Annotated in this window: 18 protein-coding genes and 1 pseudogene; 13 read left to right on the top strand and 6 right to left on the bottom strand. The window is 70.7% G+C overall.

All coding sequences use genetic code 11. The annotated features are described in order from the left end of the window. Nucleotides 1-638, top strand: a 638-nt coding sequence (locus AXW62_RS02390) for a SpoIIE family protein phosphatase (protein ID WP_159060790.1), incomplete at its 5' end; no start/stop codon positions are given. A 520-nt stretch (nucleotides 639-1,158) separates the two neighbouring features. Here the strand turns inward: AXW62_RS02390 and AXW62_RS02385 are convergent. Further along, nucleotides 1,159-3,423 (bottom strand): (Fe-S)-binding protein, encoded by a 2,265-nt coding sequence (locus AXW62_RS02385; RefSeq protein ID WP_060943011.1) that lies wholly within the window; start codon nucleotides 3,421-3,423, stop codon nucleotides 1,159-1,161. A 270-nt stretch (nucleotides 3,424-3,693) separates the two neighbouring features. On the opposite strand from AXW62_RS02385, the gene dnaK reads away from it, so the two are divergent. The 6 genes from dnaK (at nucleotide 3,694) to AXW62_RS02355 (ending at nucleotide 9,135) form a co-directional block, all read left to right on the top strand. Continuing rightward, on the top strand, nucleotides 3,694-5,559 hold the full coding sequence (gene dnaK / locus AXW62_RS02380; RefSeq protein ID WP_060943010.1) for a molecular chaperone DnaK: 1,866 nt from the start codon (nucleotides 3,694-3,696) through the stop codon (nucleotides 5,557-5,559). After that, complete coding sequence (gene grpE, locus AXW62_RS02375) at nucleotides 5,556-6,218, top strand: nucleotide exchange factor GrpE (RefSeq protein ID WP_030836233.1); 663 nt, start codon at nucleotides 5,556-5,558, stop codon at nucleotides 6,216-6,218. The genes dnaK and grpE overlap by 4 nt, the downstream gene beginning before the upstream one ends. A 45-nt stretch (nucleotides 6,219-6,263) precedes the next feature. Further along, nucleotides 6,264-7,442, top strand: a complete 1,179-nt coding sequence (dnaJ, locus tag AXW62_RS02370; RefSeq protein ID WP_060943009.1) for a molecular chaperone DnaJ — start codon at nucleotides 6,264-6,266, stop codon at nucleotides 7,440-7,442. 1 nt (nucleotide 7,443) lies between these two features. Continuing rightward, a complete protein-coding gene (locus tag AXW62_RS02365; protein WP_051886440.1) occupies nucleotides 7,444-7,923 on the top strand; it encodes a heat shock protein transcriptional repressor HspR in 480 nt (159 codons plus the stop codon). Nucleotides 7,924-8,138: 215 nt separating this feature from the next. Then, nucleotides 8,139-8,780: a Uma2 family endonuclease gene (locus tag AXW62_RS02360; RefSeq protein WP_060943008.1), complete on the top strand. Its 642-nt coding sequence runs from the start codon at nucleotides 8,139-8,141 to the stop codon at nucleotides 8,778-8,780. Between the two features lie 82 nt (nucleotides 8,781-8,862). Beyond that, complete coding sequence (locus AXW62_RS02355; RefSeq protein ID WP_060943007.1) at nucleotides 8,863-9,135, top strand: hypothetical protein; 273 nt, start codon at nucleotides 8,863-8,865, stop codon at nucleotides 9,133-9,135. Nucleotides 9,136-9,221: 86 nt separating this feature from the next. Here the strand turns inward: AXW62_RS02355 and AXW62_RS02350 are convergent, their stop codons facing one another. Further along, nucleotides 9,222-9,578: an ATP-binding protein gene (locus AXW62_RS02350; RefSeq protein ID WP_060943006.1), complete on the bottom strand. Its 357-nt coding sequence runs from the start codon at nucleotides 9,576-9,578 to the stop codon at nucleotides 9,222-9,224. Between the two features lie 234 nt (nucleotides 9,579-9,812). On the opposite strand from AXW62_RS02350, the gene AXW62_RS02345 reads away from it, so the two are divergent. Together AXW62_RS02345 and proP are read left to right on the top strand one after the other, a co-directional pair. After that, nucleotides 9,813-10,184 carry a cupin domain-containing protein gene (locus AXW62_RS02345; RefSeq protein ID WP_060943005.1) on the top strand — a complete coding sequence of 124 codons (372 nt, stop codon included), beginning with the start codon at nucleotides 9,813-9,815 and terminating at the stop codon, nucleotides 10,182-10,184. 173 nt (nucleotides 10,185-10,357) lie between these two features. Further along, nucleotides 10,358-11,893 (top strand): glycine betaine/L-proline transporter ProP, encoded by a 1,536-nt coding sequence (gene proP, locus AXW62_RS02340; RefSeq protein ID WP_060943004.1) that lies wholly within the window; start codon nucleotides 10,358-10,360, stop codon nucleotides 11,891-11,893. Nucleotides 11,894-11,932: 39 nt separating this feature from the next. On the opposite strand, the gene AXW62_RS02335 is transcribed toward proP, so the two are convergent. After that, nucleotides 11,933-12,337, bottom strand: a complete 405-nt coding sequence (locus AXW62_RS02335; protein WP_060943003.1) for a pyridoxamine 5'-phosphate oxidase family protein — start codon at nucleotides 12,335-12,337, stop codon at nucleotides 11,933-11,935. Between the two features lie 115 nt (nucleotides 12,338-12,452). On the opposite strand from AXW62_RS02335, the gene clpB reads away from it, so the two are divergent. Together clpB and AXW62_RS02325 are read left to right on the top strand one after the other, a co-directional pair. Further along, nucleotides 12,453-15,044, top strand: a complete 2,592-nt coding sequence (gene clpB, locus AXW62_RS02330; protein WP_060943002.1) for an ATP-dependent chaperone ClpB — start codon at nucleotides 12,453-12,455, stop codon at nucleotides 15,042-15,044. A 107-nt stretch (nucleotides 15,045-15,151) separates the two neighbouring features. Beyond that, nucleotides 15,152-15,688 carry a YbjN domain-containing protein gene (locus tag AXW62_RS02325; protein ID WP_030836195.1) on the top strand — a complete coding sequence of 179 codons (537 nt, stop codon included), beginning with the start codon at nucleotides 15,152-15,154 and terminating at the stop codon, nucleotides 15,686-15,688. 40 nt (nucleotides 15,689-15,728) lie between these two features. Here the strand turns inward: AXW62_RS02325 and AXW62_RS02320 are convergent, their stop codons facing one another. Further along, a complete protein-coding gene (locus tag AXW62_RS02320) occupies nucleotides 15,729-16,949 on the bottom strand; it encodes a putative hexosyltransferase (RefSeq protein ID WP_174556342.1) in 1,221 nt (406 codons plus the stop codon). Between the two features lie 290 nt (nucleotides 16,950-17,239). Next, nucleotides 17,240-18,421 carry a pyridoxal phosphate-dependent aminotransferase gene (locus AXW62_RS02315; protein ID WP_060943001.1) on the bottom strand — a complete coding sequence of 394 codons (1,182 nt, stop codon included), beginning with the start codon at nucleotides 18,419-18,421 and terminating at the stop codon, nucleotides 17,240-17,242. Between the two features lie 231 nt (nucleotides 18,422-18,652). Here AXW62_RS02315 and AXW62_RS02310 point away from each other — a divergent pair, with 231 nt between their 5' ends. Next, nucleotides 18,653-19,600 carry a DUF5996 family protein gene (locus AXW62_RS02310; RefSeq protein ID WP_060943000.1) on the top strand — a complete coding sequence of 316 codons (948 nt, stop codon included), beginning with the start codon at nucleotides 18,653-18,655 and terminating at the stop codon, nucleotides 19,598-19,600. A gap of 47 nt (nucleotides 19,601-19,647) precedes the next feature. On the opposite strand, the gene AXW62_RS02305 is transcribed toward AXW62_RS02310, so the two are convergent. Next, the gene (locus AXW62_RS02305) at nucleotides 19,648-20,028 is read right to left on the bottom strand and encodes a VOC family protein (RefSeq protein ID WP_060942999.1); all 381 of its coding nucleotides are present in this window, start codon (nucleotides 20,026-20,028) and stop codon (nucleotides 19,648-19,650) included. Nucleotides 20,029-20,963: 935 nt separating this feature from the next. Between AXW62_RS02305 and AXW62_RS02300 the strand changes: the two are divergent. Continuing rightward, nucleotides 20,964-21,479 (top strand): annotated as a pseudogene (locus AXW62_RS02300) (DUF2617 family protein); the annotation flags it as partial. Between the last annotated feature and the right edge of the window lie 27 nt (nucleotides 21,480-21,506).

Genomic DNA, 21,506 nt, shown 5'->3' with positions numbered 1-21,506 from the left:
TCCCGTTCGAGACCGCCGAGGTGGAGCTGCCCGAGGGCAGCCAGCTGGTGCTCTACACCGACGGGCTGATCGAGAAGCGTGACCGGGACATCGACACGGGGCTGGAGATGCTGCGTGACGCGCTCGCCCACCCCGGCCGGACGCCCGAGGACGCCTGTACGGCGGTGCTGGACGCGCTGCTGCCCGACCGCCCGAGCGATGACATCGCGCTGATCGTGGCCCGTACGAGGGCGCTGGAACCCGGCCTGACCGCCGACTGGGAGGTGCCGTCCGATCCCAAGCAGGTCGCCGAGGTGCGTGCCGCGGTGGCCCGGAAGCTGGCGGAGTGGGATCTGGGCGATGTCGCGTTCACCACCGAACTCATCCTCAGCGAGCTGATCACCAACGCGATCCGCTACGCCACCGGCCCGATCCGGGTGCGGCTGCTCCGCGACCGCGCCCTGATCTGCGAGGTCTCCGACACCAGCAGCACCTCCCCGCATCTGCGGTACGCGGGAACGACGGACGAGGGCGGCCGGGGACTCTTCCTGGTCTCGCAGTTCGCCGAGCGATGGGGCACCCGCTACACCGCGGACGGCAAGGTGATCTGGACCGAGCAGGCGCTGCCGCCGTCGAAGCACGGCAAGCCCCGGGCGTGAGATCCAGACGGTCACCCCAACGGCTCACTTGTTGCCCTTACGGCCGGCCGGTCGCTGACGGTTCGGTCGGCCACGGGCGAGCAGGTGCGCCGTAGGGCGCACAGGTACGCCGCCCGGCGCACGCCGCACCCCGCATGCCGCACGCCGCACCCCGTATGCCGTAGGAGCAAGAGGTGCCTGGTGAGGGCAACGGATGCGCCGTAACGGCGACATGCACGCCGTAAGGGCAACGCGTACGCCGTACGGGCGACGCCAACGACGCCGTAAGGCCGTCGGCAAGCGGGAAGCCCGCCCACGGGCACTCCGTGGGCGGGCTTCTCCGTGCGCGGGCCGCCGCGTCGCTCCGCGGCCGGGCCGGTGACCCGACTGCGGCTGGACCGGTTACCCGACCGCAGCCGGGCCGGTCATCTGACCGCAGCCGGGCCGGTTACCTCACCGCAGCTGCACCGGTCATCCGACCGAAGCCGGGCCGGTGACCCGACCGCAGCTGGACCGGTCACCTCACCGGCCCGGCTGTGGGTTACTTGACCGGGGCCGGCGCCGGCTCCTCGGTGGTCCTGCCGCCGTCCTCCGGCTCGGCCGGGGTCTTCACCGAGTCGAGGAGCAGCTGGGCGACGTCCACGACCTGGAGGTCCTCCTTCGCCGATCCGTCGTTCTTCTTGCCGTTGACGGAGTCGGTGAGCATCACGAGGCAGAACGGGCAGGCGGTGGAGACGATGTCCGGGTTGAGGGACAGGGCCTCGTCCACGCGCTCGTTGTTGATGCGCTTGCCGATCCGTTCCTCCATCCACATCCGGGCGCCACCCGCGCCACAGCAGAAGCCGCGCTCCTTGTGGCGGTGCATCTCCTCGTTCCGCAGCCCCGGCACCTTCGCGATGATCTCGCGCGGCGGGGTGTAGACCTTGTTGTGGCGGCCCAGGTAGCAGGGGTCGTGGTAGGTGATCAGCCCCTCGACCGGGGTGACCGGGACCAGCTTGCCCTCGTCGATGAGGTGCTGGAGCAGCTGGGTGTGGTGGATGACCTCGTACTCGCCGCCGAGCTGGGGGTATTCGTTCGCGATGGTGTTGAAGCAGTGCGGGCAGGTCGCGACGATCTTCTTCTTGGCCTTCTCCACCACCACGCCTTCGTCGGCGTCCTCGCCGAAGGCCATGTTCAGCATCTCGACGTTCTGCTGGCCCAGCTGCTGGAAGAGGAACTCGTTGCCCAGGCGGCGGGCGGAGTCGCCGGTGCACGCCTCGTCGCCGCCCATGATCGCGAACTTGACGCCCGCGATGTGCAGCAGTTCGGCGAATGCCTTGGTGGTCTTCTTGGCACGGTCCTCCAGGGCGCCCGCGCAGCCGACCCAGTACAGGTAGTCGACCTCGGTGAGGTCCTCGATGTCCTTGCCGACGACCGGCACCTCGAAGTCGACTTCCTTGGTCCACGCGAGCCGCTGCTTCTTGGCCAGCCCCCAGGGGTTGCCCTTCTTCTCCAGGTTCTTGAGCATCGTGCCCGCCTCGCTGGGGAAGCTGGACTCGATCATCACCTGGTAGCGGCGCATGTCCACGATGTGGTCGACGTGCTCGATGTCCACCGGGCACTGCTCGACGCACGCACCGCAGGTGGTGCAGGACCACAGCACGTCCGGGTCGATGACGCCGTTCTCCTCGAGCGTGCCGATCAGCGGGCGCTCGGCCTCCGCCAGGGCCGCCGCGGGGACGTCCTCGAGCTGCTCCTGGCTCGCCTTCTCCGCACCCTCCGCGGTCTTGCCGCCACCGGCGAGCAGGTAGGGGGCCTTGGCGTGGCTGTGGTCGCGCAGCGCCATGATCAGCAGCTTGGGCGAGAGCGGCTTGCCGGTGTTCCAGGCGGGGCACTGCGACTGGCAGCGGCCGCATTCGGTGCAGGTGGAGAAGTCGAGGATGCCCTTCCAGGAGAAGTGCTCGATCTGCGAGACGCCGAACTGGTCGTCCTCGCCCGGGTCCTCGAAGTCGATCGGCTTGCCCTCGCTCACCATCGGCTGCAGCGCGCCGAGCGCCACGTCGCCGTCCGCGTTGCGCTTGAACCAGATGTTGGGGAAGGCGAGGAAGCGGTGCCAGGCGATGCTCATGTCGAGGTTGGTGCTGACCGTGATCATCCAGATCATGGTCGTGCCGAGCTTGACCATCGCGAACAGGTAGGTCAGGTTCTGCACCGTGTCGACGCTGAGCCCGTTGAAGAGCTGGACCAGCGGATACGAGGCGAAGTACGCGGGCTCGTAGGAGTCGACGTGGTGCAGCGCGCCCTCCGTGCCGCGCAGCGCCATGATCGCGACGCCGATGATGAGGATGACGTACTCGACGAAGTACGCCTGCCACGCGGTGGAGCCCGCGAACCGGGACTTGCGGCCGGCCCGGCGGGGCAGGTTCAGCAGCCGGATCACCATCAGCGTCAGGATGCCCAGCGTGGTCATCGTGCCGATGAACTCGATGTACAGCTCGTAGGGGAGGAAGCCGCCGAGGACCGGCAGCGTCCAGTCCGCCTGGAAGAGCTGGCCGTAGGCGTTGATGATGGTCGGCGGCAGGGTCAGGAAGCCGATCGCCACGAACCAGTGGGCGACGCCGATGACACCCCACTTGTTCATACGGGTGTGCGCGAGGAACTCCCGGACCAGGGTCACGCTGCGCTGCCATGGGTTGTCGGTCCTGGCCCCCGCCGGGACCGGCGCGCCGAGCTTGAAGAAGCGCACGAACTGCGCGACGGCCCGGCCGAGCAGGGCAACGCCGACCGCGGTGAGGACCAGCGACACGATGATCGCGGCGAGTTGCATATGGGGCTCCTCGAACCTGCGAGAGCTGGATTACTAAGCAGTAACTTAATGTGGCTTGACCGAGATTACCCGCCCGGACGGGGGCCCATGTAGACGACGAGCCGGTGATCTGTGTCGCTCACCTGGCCCACCTCCACCTCCTCCATCATCCCTTGGCTGTAAGGCTCATATAAAAGTTGAGCCCTCTCGACTCAGGTCTGTTGACAGCGGCAAGCGGTTCAGGCACGCTTGAGTCTGTTCCACTCAATGCTGTAGCTGGAGGATCCCGAAATGGCACGTGCGGTCGGCATCGACCTGGGTACGACGAACTCCGTCGTCAGTGTTCTCGAAGGCGGTGAGCCCACCGTCATCACCAACGCCGAGGGCGCCAGGACCACGCCGTCCGTTGTGGCGTTCGCGAAGAACGGCGAGGTGTTGGTCGGCGAGGTCGCCAAGCGCCAGGCGGTCACGAACGTGGACCGCACCATCCGGTCGGTCAAGCGCCACATGGGCACCGACTGGAAGATCAACCTCGACGGCAAGGACTTCAACCCCCAGCAGATCAGCGCCTTCATCCTGCAGAAGCTGAAGCGCGACGCCGAGTCGTACCTGGGTGAGAAGGTCACGGACGCGGTCATCACCGTCCCGGCGTACTTCAACGACGCCGAGCGCCAGGCCACCAAGGAAGCCGGTGAGATCGCGGGCCTCAACGTCCTGCGTATCGTCAACGAGCCTACTGCCGCCGCGCTCGCCTACGGGCTGGAGAAGGACGACCAGACCATTCTGGTCTTCGACCTCGGTGGCGGCACCTTCGACGTCTCGCTGCTGGAGATCGGCGACGGCGTGGTGGAGGTCAAGGCCACCAACGGTGACAACCACCTCGGTGGTGACGACTGGGACCAGCGCGTCGTCGACTACCTGGTCAAGCAGTTCAACAACGGCCACGGCGTCGACCTGTCCAAGGACAAGATGGCCCTGCAGCGCCTCCGCGAGGCCGCTGAGAAGGCGAAGATCGAGCTCTCCAGCTCGTCCGAGACCTCCATCAACCTGCCCTACATCACGGCGTCCGCCGAGGGCCCGCTGCACCTGGACGAGAAGCTCACCCGCGCCCAGTTCCAGCAGCTCACCTCCGACCTGCTGGAGCGCTGCAAGACCCCGTTCCACAACGTCATCAAGGACGCGGGCATCTCGCTGTCCGAGATCGACCACGTGGTGCTGGTCGGCGGTTCCACCCGGATGCCCGCCGTCGCCGAGCTCGTCAAGGAGCTGACCGGCGGCAAGGAGGCCAACAAGGGCGTCAACCCGGACGAGGTCGTCGCCATCGGCGCGTCCCTCCAGGCCGGTGTCCTCAAGGGTGAGGTCAAGGACGTCCTGCTGCTGGACGTCACCCCGCTGTCCCTCGGCATCGAGACCAAGGGCGGCATCATGACCAAGCTGATCGAGCGCAACACGACCATTCCGACCAAGCGCTCGGAGATCTTCACCACGGCCGAGGACAACCAGCCGTCCGTGCAGATCCAGGTCTACCAGGGCGAGCGCGAGATCGCGGCGTACAACAAGAAGCTCGGCATGTTCGAGCTGACCGGTCTGCCCCCGGCCCCGCGCGGCGTGCCGCAGATCGAGGTCACCTTCGACATCGACGCCAACGGCATCATGCACGTCGGCGCGAAGGACCTCGGCACCGGCAAGGAGCAGAAGATGACCGTCACCGGCGGCTCCGCGCTGCCGAAGGACGACATCGACCGCATGATGCGCGAGGCCGAGCAGTACGCGGAGGAGGACCACAAGCGCCGCGAGGCCGCCGAGACCCGCAACCAGGCCGAGCAGCTGGTCTACCAGACGGACAAGTTCCTCAAGGACAACGAGGACAAGGTTCCGGCCGAGGTCAAGACCGAGGTCGAGGAGGCCCTCACCGAGCTCAAGGAGAAGCTCAAGGGCGAGGACACCGCCGAGATCCGCACCGCGACCGAGAAGGTCGCCGCGGTCAGCCAGAAGCTGGGCCAGGCCATGTACGCCAACTCGGCGGACGGCGCGGCCGCGGCCGGTGCCGCCGGTGACGCCGGCGCCGCGGGCCAGGCCAAGGCCGATGACGATGTGGTGGACGCCGAGATCGTCGACGACGACAAGGCCGACAAGGGTAAGGGTGGTGCCGCGTGACGGAGGAGACCCCGGGCTTCGAGGAGCAGCCCGACGTCCCCTCCGAGGCCGCGCAGACCCCCGACGACGCGGCGAAGGGCGCCGGGTCCGCCGACAACAAGGCGGGCCCGGCAGCCCCGGCCGGGGACCTCGAGCAGGTAGCCCTTCAGGCACAGCTGGACCAGGTGCGTACCGCGCTCAACGAGCGGACGGCCGACCTCCAGCGGCTCCAGGCGGAGTACCAGAACTACCGGCGCCGGGTCGAGCGGGACCGGGTGACGGTCAAGGAGATCGCGGTGGCGAGCCTCCTGTCCGAGCTGCTGCCCGTCCTCGACGACATCGGCCGGGCCCGTGACCACGGCGAGCTGGTCGGCGGCTTCAAGTCCGTCGGCGAATCGGTGGAGACGGTGGTGGCGAAGCTGGGTCTGCAGCAGTTCGGCAAGGAGGGCGAGCCCTTCGACCCGCTGGTGCACGAGGCCCTGATGCACAGTTACGCGCCGGATGTCACCGAGACCACGTGCGTGCAGATTCTGCAGCCGGGGTATCGAATCGGCGAGCGGGTGATCCGCCCGGCGCGGGTCGCCGTCGCCGAGCCCCAGCCGGGAGCCACCCCCGCCAAGGGCGGCGAAGGCGAGGCCGCGGCGCCGGACGAGGAGAGCGGTGGCCCGGAAGAGGGCTGACGTGACGGCGACCGCGGGAACAGCAGGAAAGGAGGGACGTCGGGGATGAGCACCAAGGACTTCGTGGAGAAGGACTACTACAAAGTCCTCGGCGTCCCCAAGGACGCCACCGAGGCGGAGATCAAGAAGGCGTACCGGAAGCTCGCTCGCGAGTACCACCCGGACGCCAACAAGGGCGACGCCAAGGCGGAGGAGCGGTTCAAGGAGATCTCCGAGGCCAATGACATCCTCGGGGACCCCAAGCGGCGCAAGGAGTACGACGAGGCCCGCACCCTCTTCGGCAACGGGGGATTCCGCCCCGGGCCGGGCGGAGCGGGCTCCACCGGCAGCTTCAACTTCGACCTGGGCGACCTCTTCGGCGGTGGCCAGGGCGGTGGCGGTGGCGCCGGCGGCTTCGGCGGCGGGCTCGGGGACGTCTTCGGCGGGCTGTTCGGCCGCGGCGGCGCCACCCGCGCCCAGCCGCGCCGGGGCCAGGACATCGAGTCCGAGGTGACGCTCAGCTTCACCGAGGCCGTCGAGGGGGCCACGGTCCCGCTGCGGATGTCCAGCCAGGCCCCGTGCAAGGCGTGCTCGGGCACCGGCGACCAGAACGGCACCCCGCGGGTCTGCCCGACCTGTGTCGGCACCGGCCAGGTCACCCGGGGCGGCGGGGGCGGCTTCTCGCTCACCGACCCGTGCGTGGAGTGCCGGGGCCGCGGGCTGATCGCGCAGAACCCGTGCGAGACCTGCAAGGGCAGCGGACGGGCCCGTTCCGCCCGCACCATGCAGGTCCGGATCCCCGCGGGGGTCAGCGACGGGCAGCGGATCCGGCTGCGCGGCAAGGGCGCCCCGGGCGAGACCGGCGGCCCGGCCGGTGATCTGTACGTGATCGTGCACGTGGACGCGCATCCGGTCTTCGGCCGCAAGGGCGACAACCTGACCGTCACCGTGCCCGTCACCCTTCCGGAGGCGGCGCTCGGCGGCGAGGTCAAGGTCCCGACCCTGGGCGGCCCGCCGGTCACCTTGAAGCTGCCGCCCGGCACACCCAACGGGCGGACCATGCGTGCCCGGGGCAAGGGCGCGGTGCGCAAGGACGGCACCCGCGGGGACCTGCTGGTCACCGTCGAGGTCACGGTGCCGAGAGACCTGAACGACAAGGCGCGGGACGCGCTGGAGTCATATCGCGAGGCGACCGCGGGAGAGGACCCGCGGGCGGAGCTGTTCAAGGCCGCGAAGGGAGCTTGAGATGGACGGCCGAGGAGGAATCGGAGGCAGGGGCGCCGGCCGGCCCCGTAACCCGTACGAGCTGACCGAGGATTCGCCGGTGTACGTCATCTCGGTGGCCGCTCAGCTCTCCGGGCTGCATCCGCAGACCTTGCGTCAGTACGACCGCCTCGGCCTGGTTTCCCCCGACCGTACCGCCGGCCGTGGCCGGCGGTACTCCGCACGCGACATCCAGCTGCTCCGCCAGGTCCAGCAGCTGTCCCAGGACGAGGGCATCAACCTCGCCGGGATCAAGCGCATCATCGAACTGGAGAACCAGGTCGCGGCCCTCCAGGCCCGTGTCGCCGAGCTCCAGGCCGCGGTCGAGGGCGCCGCGACGGCCATGCAGCAGCGAGAGGCCCAGGTCCACGCCTCCTACCGCCGTGACCTGGTCCGTTACCAGGACGTCCAGCAGAGCAGCGCCCTGGTGGTGTGGCGGCCGAAGGCCAAGCGGACGGACTAGCGGCACCGTTCACCTGATCGAGTGGCCCGGTAACCGGTCTTCGGTTGCCGGGCCTGCCGTGTGCCAGGCGCATGGACGGTCCCGTCTGCTGACTCATCCGTTCGAGTGGCTCACCGCCCGAACCCGGGCTGTCAGGACACTCGCCTCCCTAGCGTGTGGGTTGCCTGTGCCGCCAGGGCACTCTTGGCCCACACTCGAGGAGGAGGTGCTGCGCCGTGACCGCAATCGCCCATGAGGTGCCTACGACGACGGAGGTGCCCGAGGCCATGTCCCCGATCTCGCTCGATGAGGCCCTGTGGCAGGCGTGGAAGTCCCTGGAACTCCCTGAGGGCTTTCGCGCGGAGATTGTCGAGGGGTTCATTGAAGTGTCGCCGACCGGACGTTCCAGCCACGCCCGCATCATCAACCGGCTGCGGCGGCTGCTCGAGAAATACCTGGAAGAGGGCGATTACGCGGTCCACCATGACTGGAACGTCATCCATGGCCTGAAGGCATGGGTACCCGACCTGTTCATCGCTCCCGAGGAGGACGAAGAGCACCTCACTGAGGACGGCCTCGGCTTCGCCGCCTCAGCGGTGAAACTCGTCGTCGAAGTGGTCTCTCCCGGCCACGAGAACCAGCAGCGCGACCGTGTGCGCAAGCGCCGGGCCTACGCCGGTGCCGGGATTCCCGTTTACCTCTTGATCGACGACCACGACCAGCACGGCACCGTCACCGTGCTGACGTCTCCCTCCCCGGGCGAGGGGACGTACGCGGCCGAGACCCGGGTCCCGTACGGCACCGTGGTGGAGATCCCGGAGGGCCCGGCGAAGGGTTTCGCGATCACGGAGGAGATCACCGGCCCACGTCAGGGGTGAGTGAAGGGGCCGCGATGAGTTCCCGGGCGGCGCCGGGTCCTACCTGCTGAACGAAGCATTCCGCCGCCGGAAGGACCCTGCCGTGTACGCAGCCCTCATCACCCTCACCATCGATCCGGCCCAGGCCCCCGCGGCCGCTGCCGCGCTCATGAACGACATCCTGCCGAAGCTCACGGCGGCGCCTGGCTTCGTCTCCGGCCAGTGGCTGGAGCCCGTGGACGGACGCGGCATGTCGATCCTGACGTTCGAGAACGAGGAGCGGGCCCGAGCCGCCGCCCCGCTGCTCGGCGGCTCGGCCCCCGGCGTCACCATCGAGTCCGTCGAGTTCCGCCGCGTCGCCCTCACCGCGCCCTGACCGTACGGCCTACGCCCACGCGGTGGGCGGCGTTCTGCTGATCTCACACCAGACGACCTTGGAGGCGGGCCCCCACCGGTCGCCCGTCAATGGGTAGTGGCTCCACCGGTCGGCGAGCAGCCGCAGCAGGTGCAGCCCTCGTCCGCTCTCGCCGCCCGCCGTGAGCGGGCGGAGACCGGGCGGGCCGCGCTGGAGTCCCACACGGTCATCCGCAACGTCTCGGCGGACCACTTCAGCCGCAGATCCGCCTCGCCGCCCGCGTGCACGATGGCGTTGGTGAGCATCTCGCTCGCCAACAGCTCGGCGCGCTCTACCAGGTCGGGCAGCTCATGGGCGGTGAGGGCGGTATGGAGGGAGGCCCTGGCCACGCCGACGGCCCGGGGGCCGTGGGGGATGTGGAGGCAGTACTCGAACGGGGCGAAGGGTGGCGTGACGAGGGGCATACGGGCCTCTTGCTGGCGCGATAGGACGGGCCGACCGGTGTCGATGCCGCCGCGCTGAGTTGCGGGCAGGGCGGTGCGCTTCCGGCTGGCCGGTTGCTTCGCTGGGTGAGCGACGCGATACGTAACGTAGCGGGGCGCTGAAGGTGCGCAAGGGGTTTGCGGGAACGCCCAGGTGCTCGAAGCGCCCCTGGGCCCCGCCGGGCGCACCATGGAGGTATGGGAGGAGGTACCGCCATGGTGGAGGTCAAGACGATCGAGAAGCCGGATGAGCGGCGTGACTTTCCCGGGGGCCATATCGAAGCGCTGCACCTGACCGGGCTGGATTTCGCCGTGGGCACCTTCGAGCCCGGATGGCGCTGGAGCGAGTCGCTGCGGCCGATCGCGGGGACCGATCTGTGCGAGGTCCGGCACACCGGGGTCGTGGTCCGGGGCCGGATGCGGCTGCGCACGGCCGAGGGCGCGGAGACCGAGGTGGGGCCCGGGGACGTGTATGTGGTCCCGCCCGGCCATGACGCGTGGGTCGTCGGCGATGAGCAGGCCGTGGTGTACGACGTCGCCGGGCAGATGGCGGAGACGTACGCGAAGTCGAGCCACGCCGGCGCCTGAGGCGGGCCGGGAGCGGCGTCCGGGCGTCAGGAGCTCAGGAGCCCAGCATGATCCGCACGACGCCCCTCAGCGGTTCGTAGCCGTCGGCAGGGGACGAGATGAGTACCGGCCGGACACCACCGCGCGGGCCCTACCACGGGGGCCGGTCCCGCGGCAGTGCCCGTACCGACCGGATGATCCGGACGCTGCTGCGCCGCCGCAAGGAGCCGCTGTCCCTCGAGGACGTCACCGTCGTCGACCGGCCGAGGCTGCGGCGGGCGGTCGCGGCCACGGCGGTCGGCAACATGATGGAGTGGTTCGACTTCGGCGTCTACGCGTATGTCGCGGTCACCCTCGGCAAGGTCTTCTTCCCGGCCGACAACCCCGCCACCCAGGTGGTCTCCACCTTCGCCACCTTCGCGGTGGCGTTCCTGGTGCGGCCGCTCGGCGGGCTGGTCTTCGGGCCGCTGGGCGACCGGATCGGGCGCCGGCGGGTGCTGTCCACCACCATGATCATGATGGCGGTCGGTACCTTCGCGGTGGGGGTGCTGCCCGGTTACGACGCCGTGGGGTTCGCCGCGCCGCTGCTGCTGCTGTCCTGCCGGGTGGTGCAGGGGTTCTCCACCGGCGGTGAGTACGCCGGGGCGACCACGTACATCGCGGAGTTCGCGCCCGATCAGCGCCGCGGGTTCCTCGGCAGCTGGCTGGACTTCGGCACCTTCGTCGGCTATTCGATGGGCTCCGGTGTGGTCACGGTGCTCACCGCCGTCCTCGGTGGGGACGGGATGGTGGCCTGGGGCTGGCGGGTGCCGTTCCTGGTGGCGGGTCCGCTGGGGCTGATCGGCCTGTACATGCGGCTGCGCCTGGAGGAGACCCCGGCGTTCCAGCTGGAGGCCGAGCGGGCGGCCGAGGCGGCGGAGGAGGCGGCCGCCCGCGGCGACACCGACCCGGTCGAGGAGGCACGCCAGTCCGGCAGGGGACGGCTGAAGGAGATCTTCACCAGGCACTGGCAGGCGGTGCTGATCTGCATGGGGCTGGTGCTCCTCTACAACGTCACCAACTACATGGTCACGTCGTATCTGCCGACGTACATGACCTCCACGCTCAGTCAGCGGGCGACGGTCGCCCAGATGCTGGTCCTCGGCACCATGATCGTCGTCGCGCTGACGATCACCGTGGTGGGGCGCAGCTCCGACCGCTGGGGGCGCAGGCCGATGTTCATGGCCGGAAGCGTGGGGTTGATCGTGCTGGCGGCGCCGGCGTTCCTGCTCATCCGGGAGGGCGGCATCCTGCTGCCCGCCATCGGCTGTCTGGTCCTCGGTCTGCTGCTGGTCATCTTCGCGGGGACGAGCGCCGCCACGCTTCCGGCGCTGTTCCCGACCCGGCTGCGCTACGGCGCGCTGTCGATCTCGTTCAACATCTCGGTGTCGCTGTTCGGCGGGACGACGCCGCTGGTGGCCTCGTGGCTGGTGGCCACCACGCACAACACGCTGGTGCCCGCGTACTACCTGATGGCGGCGGGTGTGGTCGGCCTGGTCGCCACGTTCTTCCTGTACGAGACGGCGGGGAAGCCGCTGCGCGGCTCGGGGCCGATGGTGGAGACCGAGGAGGAGGCCCGTACGGCGGTGGCCGAGAGCCGTACGGAGGCCGGGCGCCGCGCCCGCGATGTGTGGCTGCGGCTGCGGCACCCCAGGGCGCAGGTGCACCGGGACGACGAGGAGTGCGACTAGCTAGATCTCAGCCGCTCACGCCCGGCCCATGGCAGCCGCTCACGCCCGGCCCATGGCCCGGGTGAGGGTGATCTCGATGAGGACGCGGTCGGGGTTGGGGCGCGGGGCGTGCTGGTAGCGCTCGGCGTAGCGGCGTTCCGCGTCCGCGATCAGCTCGGGCTCCGCGCGCACCACCGCGAGCCCCTCCAGGGTGGCCCACCGCCTGCCCGCCAGCTGGCAGACCGCGACCCGCGCGCCGCCCTCGCCCGCCGCCCGGACATGGGCGACCTTGCGGCTGTGGCGGCCCGCGATGACGCGGGCGAGTCCCGCGCCGGGGTCGTAGGTGACGCCGACGGGGACGACGTGCGGGGTGCCGTCCGGGCGCGGGGTGGTCAGCGTGCACAGATGGCGTTCGCGCCAGAAGGCGAGGTACTCGGGATCGGGGTTGCGTGGATCGATGGGCATGGCCAGAACCTATGGCCAGAAGAGTGGCGTTCGCGAGGTTGAGTGGAATAGACTCAACTTTACGGATGTTGGGTAGGGCAGGATGCCAATCCGGAGCGAGGAGGAGCACAGGGACGTGGATGCCGAGCTGACCAACAAGAGCCGTGCGGCGCTGAGCGCCGCCAACGACCGGGCGGTGTCCGCCGGGCATGCGGACATGACGCCCGCGCATCTCCTGCTCGCCCTCCTGGAGGGCCAGGACAACGAGAACGTCATGGATCTGCTGGCCGCCGTCGAGGCCGACGCGGCCGTCGTGCGCGACGGCGCGGAGCGGCTGCTCGCCGCCCTGCCCAGCGTCCAGGGCTCGACCGTGGCCCCGCCGCAGGCCAGCCGCGATCTGCTGGCCGTGGTCGCGGACGCCGCCCAGCGGGCCAAGGAACTCGGGGACGACTACGTCTCCACCGAGCACCTCCTCATCGGCATCGCCGCCAAGGGCGGCCAGGCCGGGGAGCTGCTCGGCCGGCAAGGGGCGAGCGACAAGAAGCTGCTCGCCGCGTTCGAGAAGGTCAGGGGTGGACAGCGGGTGACGACGCCCGATCCGGAGGGCACGTACAAGGCCCTGGAGAAGTTCGGCACGGACTTCACCGCGGCGGCGCGCGAGGGCAAGCTCGACCCGGTCATCGGCCGGGACCAGGAGATCCGCCGGGTGGTGCAGGTGCTCTCCCGGCGCACCAAGAACAACCCGGTGCTGATCGGCGATCCGGGCGTCGGCAAGACGGCCGTGGTCGAGGGGCTCGCCCAGCGGATCGTCAAGGGCGACGTCCCCGAGAGCCTGCGCGACAAGCGCCTGGTCGCCCTCGACCTCGGCGCGATGGTCGCGGGCGCGAAGTACCGCGGTGAGTTCGAGGAGCGGCTGAAGACCGTACTGGCCGAGATCAAGTCCAGCGACGGCCAGATCATCACCTTCATCGACGAGCTGCACACCGTGGTCGGCGCGGGCGCCGGCGGCGACTCCGCGATGGACGCGGGCAACATGCTCAAGCCGATGCTGGCCCGAGGCGAGCTGCGCATGGTCGGCGCCACCACCCTCGACGAGTACCGCGAGCGGATCGAGAAGGACGCCGCGCTCGAGCGCCGCTTCCAGCAGGTGCTGGTCGCCGAGCCGACCGTCGAGGACACCGTCGCCATCCTGCGCGGGCTCAAGGGGCGCTACGAGGCCCACCACAAGGTGCAGATCGCCGACGGCGCGCTGGTGGCCGCCGCGGCCCTCTCCGACCGGTACATCACCTCCCGCTTCCTGCCCGACAAGGCCATCGACCTGGTCGACGAGGCGGCCTCCCGGCTCCGGATGGAGATCGACTCCTCCCCCGTCGAGATCGACGAGCTCCAGCGGTCGGTGGACCGGATGCGGATGGAGGAGATGGCCCTCGCCCGGGAGACCGACGAGGCCAGCAAGCTGCGGCTGGAGAAGCTGCGCCGCGACCTCGCGGACAAGGAGGAGGAGCTGCGCGGGCTCACCGCCCGCTGGGAGAAGGAGAAGCAGGGCCTGAACCGCGTCGGTGAGCTCAAGGAGAAGCTCGACGAGCTGCGCGGCCAGGCCGAGCGCGCCCAGCGCGACGGCGACTTCGACACCGCCTCCAAGCTGCTGTACGGGGAGATCCCGGCCGTCGAGCGGGAGCTCGCCGAGGCGTCGGAGGCCGAGGCGGAGGTCCAGCAGGACCGCACCACCATGGTCAAGGAGGAGGTCGGCCCGGACGACGTGGCCGATGTGGTCGCCTCCTGGACCGGCATCCCCGCGGGCCGGCTGCTGGAGGGCGAGACGCAGAAGCTGCTCCGCATGGAGGACGAACTGGGCAAGCGGCTGATCGGCCAGACCGAGGCGGTACGGGCCGTGTCGGACGCGGTGCGCAGGACCCGGGCGGGCATCGCCGACCCGGACCGGCCCACCGGCTCGTTCCTCTTCCTGGGCCCCACCGGCGTCGGCAAGACCGAGCTGGCCAAGGCGCTCGCCGACTTCCTCTTCGACGACGAGCGGGCCATGGTCCGCATCGACATGAGCGAGTACGGCGAGAAGCACAGCGTGGCCCGGCTGGTCGGTGCCCCGCCCGGCTACGTCGGCTACGAGGAGGGCGGCCAGCTGACCGAGGCGGTGCGCCGCCGCCCGTACAGCGTGGTGCTGCTGGACGAGGTGGAGAAGGCCCACCCCGAGGTCTTCGACATCCTGCTGCAGGTGCTCGACGACGGACGGCTCACCGACGGCCAGGGCCGCACGGTGGACTTCCGCAACACCATCCTGGTGCTCACCTCCAACCTGGGCAGCCAGTACCTGATGGATCCGCTGCTCGGCGAGGAGGAGAAGCGGCAGAGCGTCCTGGAGACGGTCCGGGCCTCCTTCAAGCCGGAGTTCCTCAACCGCCTGGACGACCTGGTGGTCTTCTCCGCGCTCAGCCATCCGGAGCTGGCCCGGATCGCCGAGCTCCAGATCGGCCGGCTGGCCCGCCGCCTGGCCGACCGCAGGCTGACCCTCGACGTCACCCCGGCCGCGCTGGAGTGGCTCGCCGTGGAGGGCAACGACCCGGCGTACGGGGCGCGCCCGCTGCGCCGGCTGATCCAGACCGCGATCGGCGACCGGCTGGCCAAGGAGATCCTTGCCGGGGAGATCCGGGACGGCGACAAGGTCCGGGTGGACCGGGGCGGTGACGGCCTCCTGGTGGGTCCGGCGCAGTAGGTCACCGGGGTGGTTTTCCGCCGGACCGGGCAATGTGCGGCCGGGGTTGCACGGCGGGGGCGGGTGTGAGGGAGGATGGCGGTATTCCATACGAAGGGAAATCCACGGTGAGCATCGACCCGTCCTCGATTCCGAATTTCGGGGGTCAGCCCGAGCCCGAACCGACGGGTCCGAGCGGCCCTGTGCTGCCCGACCAGGATCTGGTCAAGCAGCTGCTGGAGCAGATGGAGCTGAAGTACGTCGTCGACGAGGAGGGGGACCTCGCCGCGCCGTGGGAGCAGTTCCGCACCTACTTCATGTTCCGCGGGGAGGAGGAGCAGCAGGTCTTCTCCGTCCGTACGTTCTACGACCGGCCGCACGGCATCGACGAGAAGCCGCGGCTGCTCGAGGCGATCGACGACTGGAACCGCCGCACGCTGTGGCCGAAGGTCTACAGCCACACCAATGACGACGGCACGGTCCGGTTGATCGGCGAGGCGCAGATGCTGATCGGCACCGGCGTCAGCCTGGAGCACTTCGTGTCCAGCACGGTCAGCTGGGTGCGGGCTTCGATCGAGTTCGACCGCTGGCTGGTCGAACAGCTCGGTCTGGAGGCCGATATCGAGTCCGACGGCGACGACAAGCCGGGCGACGACGGGGCCTGAGCCCCGCCGCCGCCCGTCCCGGCCCCGTCGGGCCCGGTCGTCAGATGGCGACATGGGCCACGGCCAGCAGGTACGTGCCGTAGAAACAGCAGAGCCCGGCCAGCGCACCGCCCAGCAGGACGACGGTGCGGGGCCGGGCTCTCGCCATCGCCAGCGCCGCCGGGAGCAGCAGCGGAAAGGCGGGCAGCAGAAAGCGGGGCTTGGAGGCGAAGTAGTTGGTGCCGCCGACCGCGATGACCACCAGGACGAGGGTGTAGACGACCAGCGCGAGCGGCGGCGGGCACAGGGCGAACCGGACCAGGGAGATCAGCACGGCGCCGAGGACCGCCAGCACCATGGAGCGGATCAGCTGGTCGTCACCGCTCAGCAGATGGCGGGCGAAGCGGAGGCTGCCCGGTCCGAGGCGGAACCGCGAGCCCCAGTCGTGCTGGACGTCCACATACCCGCGCCAGGTGCCGCGCCGGGCCCCCACCCAGCCGATATAGCCCAGCCAGCCGAGCGGTGACAGCGCCGCCCCCGCCCACACCCGCCAGGACACCCGGGCCCGGTGCCGGGCGATCTCGGCGGCGGCGCAGCAGCAGACGGCGGCGGCCACCGCGATCCCGTTCGGCCGGCAGGCCCCGGCGAGCAGGGCGAGCGTCCCCGCCCACAGCCAGCGACGGGTCAGCACCGCGTACAGCGACCAGGCGGCCAGCGCGGTCAGCAGCGATTCGGTGTACGCCATGGACTCGACGATCGCGTGCGGCAGCAGCCCCCACAGCGCGACCAGCAGCGTGCCCACCCGCCGCCCGTGCAGCCGCTCCCCGATCGCGTACACCCCCCACGCCGCCATCCCCGAGGCGGCCCAGGCGATCAGCAGGGCGGCGGTCACCGTGGTGAGCGGCAGGACGGTGGTGAGGGCGCGGGTCAGCGCCGGGTAGAGCGGGAAGAAGGCGAGATCGCTGAAGACCCGGCCGGGGTAGTGGACCGAGGGGCGCACGGTGCCGTACCCGTGCCGGGCGATGCTCGCGTACCAGAGGCCGTCCCATTGGCGGCCGAGCAGCCTGTGCGGATCCCGGCCGGTCCGCCAGGCCCAGAGCGCCAGGCAGCCGGCCCCGGCCAGCCGCACCGCCGCGTACACCCCGAGCGCGAGCCACGCCCCGCCCAGTGACGCCCCCGCCCGCCCCAGTGACGCCCGCACCCGCCCCAGTGCCCGCCACCGCCCGGCCGGCCGCCGGGGAGGCTCCGGGGGCCGTGTGGACGCGGCGAGGTCGGTGGACACGGGAACCTCCGGTGCGGGGCACGCGACGGGCACGCGCCGAGCCCCCGGGCGGGGACGGGCCAGGGGGCTCGGCGGATACACCGACCATCCACCGGCGCGCGGCCGCCCGCGACCCGGGAAGTCCATCCGGAGGAAGCCCGGCGGGAAGCCGATCCGGGGAACGCCGGTCTTGGGTAAGACCGAGCGGGAGGAACGCCGATCCGGGGAACGCCGGTCTTGGGGAACGCCGATCTGGGGAAGCCGATCGGGAGGCACGCCGATCCGGGAACGGGCGCGTCAGCTCGGGCGTGTCAGCCCGCGGCGAGCCCCTTGAGCCGCCCGACCGCCTCCGTGAGGACGCTCTCCCGCTTGCAGAAGGCGAACCGGACGAAGGGGGAGCCCTGGTCCTGGTGGTCGTAGAAGACCGCGTTCGGCACGGCGACGACTCCGCAGCGCTCGGGCAGGGAGCGGCAGAAGGCGAAGCCGTCGGTTTCGCCGAGGGGGCGGATGTCGGTGGTGATGAAGTAGGTGCCCGAGGGGCGGAAGACCTGGAATCCCGCGTCGGTCAGGCCGTCGGCCAGCAGATCGCGCTTGGCCCGCAGATCCTCGCGGATGCCGTCGAAATAGGCGTCGGGGAGGCGCAGTGCCTCGGCGACCGCGTACTGGAAGGGGCCCGCCGAGACGTAGGTGAGGTACTGCTTGGCCGAGCGCACCGCCGTGACCAGCTCGGGAGCGGCGGTCACCCAGCCGACCTTCCACCCGGTGAAGGAGAAGGTCTTGCCCGCGCTGCTGATGGTGACGGTCCGCTCGCGCATCCCGGGGAAGGAGACGAGCGGGGTGTGCGCGGTGCCGAAGACGAGGTGTTCGTACACCTCGTCCGTGACCACCAGCAGATCGCGCTCGACGGCCAGCTCGGCGACGGCGGCCAGCTCGTCGTGGGTGAGCACGGTGCCGGTCGGGTTGTGCGGGGTGTTGAGCAGGATGAGCCGGGTGCGGTCGGTGACGGCGGCGCGCAGCTCGTCCAGGTCCAGACGGAAGATGTCGCCGTCCGGGCGGAGGGTGACGGGGACGCGGACGCCGCCCGCCATGGCGACACAGGCCGCGTACGAGTCGTAGTAGGGCTCGAGCGCGATCACCTCGTCGCCCGGCTCCACCAGCGCGAGCAGCGACGCCGCGATGGCCTCGGTGGCGCCCGCGGTGATCAGCACCTCGGTGTCGGGGTCGACGTCCAGGCCGTACCAGCGCCGCTGGTGCTCGGTGACGGCGGTGCGCAGCTCGGGCACGCCGGGGCCGGGCGGGTACTGGTTGCCCCGGCCGTCCCTCAGCGCGCGGACCGCGGCCTCGCGCACCTCCTCGGGGCCGTCGGTGTCCGGGAAGCCCTGGCCCAGGTTGATGGCGCCGGTGCGCACGGCGAGGGCGGACATCTCGGCGAAGATCGTGGTCCCGAATGCGGCCAGTCGGCGGCCCAGCGGCGGTCGTCCCATGGCGCCCATACTCCGCCGAACCCGTGGCCTTCCTCAACTCCCCTCCCGGCCCGGACGCGGCGGAGGGTCTCACCGGGGCTTCGGCAGAGGCTTTCCCCGGGTTTCGCCGGGCCGGTGCTTTTCGCCGGGGAGGTGCTTTTCACGGAGAGGTGCTTTTCGCCGGGCGGTGTCCGGGTACCCGGACGGGCCGGAAGCCATCGACGGCGCGTTGCCGGAGCGGCGAGGTCCGCGGGAGGCGAGATGGCCGAGCAGACAACACGGCAGACCGGCGGCTGGCCACGGCTCCGGGTGGCGGACTGGACCGAGACCCGGGACACCCTGCACATGTGGACCCAGATCGTCGGCAAGGTCCGGCTGGCCCACGCACCCCTGGCCAACCACTGGTGGCAGGTCACCCTGTACGTCAGCCCGCGGGGGCTGAGCACCTCCGCGATCCCGTACCGGACCGGGGCGTTCGACATCGAGTTCGATTTCGTGGACCACCGGCTGCGCATCCGGGTCAGCGACGGGAGCCGGCGCGAGCTGGCGCTGGAGTCCAAACCGGTGTCCCGGTTCTACAACGAGATCATGGACGCGCTGGGGGAGCTGGGCATCCACACCCGGATCTACCCCCGGCCGAACGAGGTGGACCCGGCGATCCCGTTCGCCGAGGACCACCGGCACGCCGCCTACGACCCGCACGCCGCCCACCTGTTCTGGGGCCAGCTGCTCCGGGCCCACCGGGCGTTCGCGGAATTCCGGTCCTCTTTCGTCGGCAAGGCCAGCCCCGTGCACTTCTTCTGGGGGGCGATGGACCTGGCCGTCACCCGCTTCTCCGGGCGGCCCGCGCCACCGCACCCCTCCGGCGGGGTGCCCAACCTGCCGGACCGGGTGACGCGGGAGGCGTACTCCCTCGAGTGTTCCAGCTGCGGCTTCTGGCCCGGCGGCGGCGAGGAGGGCGGCTTCTACTCCTACGCCTATCCCGAGCCGCCCGGCTTTGCCGGCTACCCGGTCCGTCCCGCGGCGGCGTCGTACCAGCGGCAGCTGGGCGAGTTCCTGCTGCCCTACGAGGCGGTCGCCACCGCCCCCGACCCGGAACGGACGCTGAGCGAGTTCCTGCAGACCAGCTACGAGGCGGCCGCCGAGCTGGGCGGCTGGGACCGGGTGGCGCTGGAAGCCGACCTGCACCACGTGGTGGAACACCACTAGCACCACGTGGAACTGACACCACGAGCGGCGCGGGCGAAGGGGGCCGCTCACGGCCAGACGTTGGCCTGTGCCCGGAAGGTCTCGGGGTCGGTCTCCGCGGGCAGGACGCACACCAGGTGGCCGCCGGGAACGCGGAGCACCCGGCACTCCTGCCACCGGGAAACCTGCTCGGCCCCCAGGGCGAGCAGGCGCGCGGTCTCCGCCTCCACGTCGTCGGTCTCGATGTCCAGGTGGATACGGGGCGCGTCGTCGACCGCCTGCACGGCGGTGACCAGCCCCGGCAGGGCCTGATGCAACTCGGTGAACTGCGGCTCCGGCGCGAACGGCTCGGCGGTGACGCCGAGAGCCGCCGACCAGAAGGCGGTCGCCCGCTCGGCCTCGGCCTTCGGCGCGTCGATGAGAACGGCGTACACACGGCTCCTGTGCATGCGCGACGAATACCCCCGTGGACCGACGGTCAGTCCGCCGCGGGGCCGCTTTCGCGTCCGCCCCTGGACGCGTCGAAGAGCTCACCGATACCCGGGTGACGCCATCCCGCCGCCGCTCCGCCGAACCTCTGGACTTCCTCAACTCCGCTTTCGATCCGGGCGGGGTCGGGCAGGGGACTCGACGGGTACGGAACGGTACCTCGCTACGGGGGATGGAAGGGGAGTGAGGACCATGGGTCCTGTGGTCATCTTCGTGGTCCTGGTGTTCACGTTCGCGGCGGTCGCCGCGTTGAGCGCCGGTCGGTCGAAGGGGTACGGCGGGCGGCGCAGGCGGTCCTGGAACGCGGGTGCCGGGGGCACGGCCGGCGGCAGTTGGTGGGCCGGTGACGGGGGCAGCGGTGGTGGCCATCACGGTGGTGGACACCACGGCGGCGGTGGCTGCGGCGGTGGGAGTGGCTGCGGCGGCGGGGGCGGCTGCGGCGGTGGCGGTGGCGGTGGTTGCGGCGGGGGCGGCGGCGGTGGCGGTGGTGGCTGCGGAGGGGGCGCCTGATCCCACGGTGTGCGTGACCCCACGGTGTGCCCGCCCCCACGGCCGGCACGCCGTCGTGGAGCACGGCCGGCCCGTACGGCCACCCCGACGCGTGGTCCGCGGTCGGCGACGACCACGGTTTCGGTGGGAGTGATGAGCCCGCGCCCGGCGCATCAACGTGCGCCGGGCGCGGGCTTGTTGAACACTTGCCCTAGAAGGCGCCCTAGGGGGTGGAAACCCGGCGAAGGTGGGTAAAAACGATGTGGCGCCGAGCATTTCATGATTCCGTATACCACCATCGACCTTACGGACCCCACGTGGGCACGAGCCGGCCTATGCGCATGCCCCTGGTCCACCGCGGGGCGAGCCGGCCCATCTTTCCACTGCGCGCTTGCGGAGCCGACCCATGCTCACGACCCTCAAGACTGCCTACACCGATACCCGCGCCGCCGATCTCGCCTGGGGCCTGGGGCGCGAACCGCTTCCCGCCCTCGCCGTACTCGATCTTCAACTCCATGGCTTCGCCGTCCAGTTGAGGCTTCTGGGCGCCTCGCACCAGGTCCTCCTCGAAGGGGAGGACAGCCGTTGTTCGGAGACCGTGGCCTGTATGTCCGGCAACAGCACCCCGCTTCCGCTGGGGGTTTCCACACTCGTCGACGGCCGTGAATACGAGTTCGCGGCGCGCGTCGAGGAGTTGTCGCAAGGGGCCTTCGCCGGGCGGGCGCAGGAGCTGCTCGCCCTGGTGGCCGACCATCCGCACGGTCTGGCCGGCACCTTTCCCGGCAGTCCGCACGCGTTCACCGCGCTGCTCGCCCAGTGGCACGAGGGCACGGTGGGGTGGCGGACCTGGCACGCCTATCCCCAGGAGGGGCGGCTGGTCACCACCCGCACCTGTGTGGGGGTCAGGGTGCCGGCCGCGCTCCGGCCGCCGGGCGCGGGCGGGCTGGAG

The organism is Streptomyces hygroscopicus subsp. hygroscopicus (genome assembly GCF_001553455.1).
GTDB lineage: Bacteria > Actinomycetota > Actinomycetes > Streptomycetales > Streptomycetaceae > Streptomyces > Streptomyces hygroscopicus.
The sequence above is the reverse complement of the archived record's forward strand: the minus strand, read 5'-3'. Positions and strand labels throughout refer to the sequence as shown.

Coding starts and splice junctions, on each gene's coding strand:
- AXW62_RS02385 (WP_060943011.1), bottom strand. CDS start 3,423: ATGCAACTCGCCGCGATCATCGTGTCGCTGGTCCTCACCGCGGTCGGC.
- dnaK (WP_060943010.1), top strand. CDS start 3,694: ATGGCACGTGCGGTCGGCATCGACCTGGGTACGACGAACTCCGTCGTC.
- dnaJ (WP_060943009.1), top strand. CDS start 6,264: ATGAGCACCAAGGACTTCGTGGAGAAGGACTACTACAAAGTCCTCGGC.
- AXW62_RS02365 (WP_051886440.1), top strand. CDS start 7,444: ATGGACGGCCGAGGAGGAATCGGAGGCAGGGGCGCCGGCCGGCCCCGT.
- AXW62_RS02350 (WP_060943006.1), bottom strand. CDS start 9,578: ATGCCCCTCGTCACGCCACCCTTCGCCCCGTTCGAGTACTGCCTCCAC.
- AXW62_RS02345 (WP_060943005.1), top strand. CDS start 9,813: ATGGTGGAGGTCAAGACGATCGAGAAGCCGGATGAGCGGCGTGACTTT.
- proP (WP_060943004.1), top strand. CDS start 10,358: ATGATCCGGACGCTGCTGCGCCGCCGCAAGGAGCCGCTGTCCCTCGAG.
- AXW62_RS02335 (WP_060943003.1), bottom strand. CDS start 12,337: ATGCCCATCGATCCACGCAACCCCGATCCCGAGTACCTCGCCTTCTGG.
- AXW62_RS02315 (WP_060943001.1), bottom strand. CDS start 18,421: ATGGGCGCCATGGGACGACCGCCGCTGGGCCGCCGACTGGCCGCATTC.
- AXW62_RS02310 (WP_060943000.1), top strand. CDS start 18,653: ATGGCCGAGCAGACAACACGGCAGACCGGCGGCTGGCCACGGCTCCGG.
- AXW62_RS02305 (WP_060942999.1), bottom strand. CDS start 20,028: ATGCACAGGAGCCGTGTGTACGCCGTTCTCATCGACGCGCCGAAGGCC.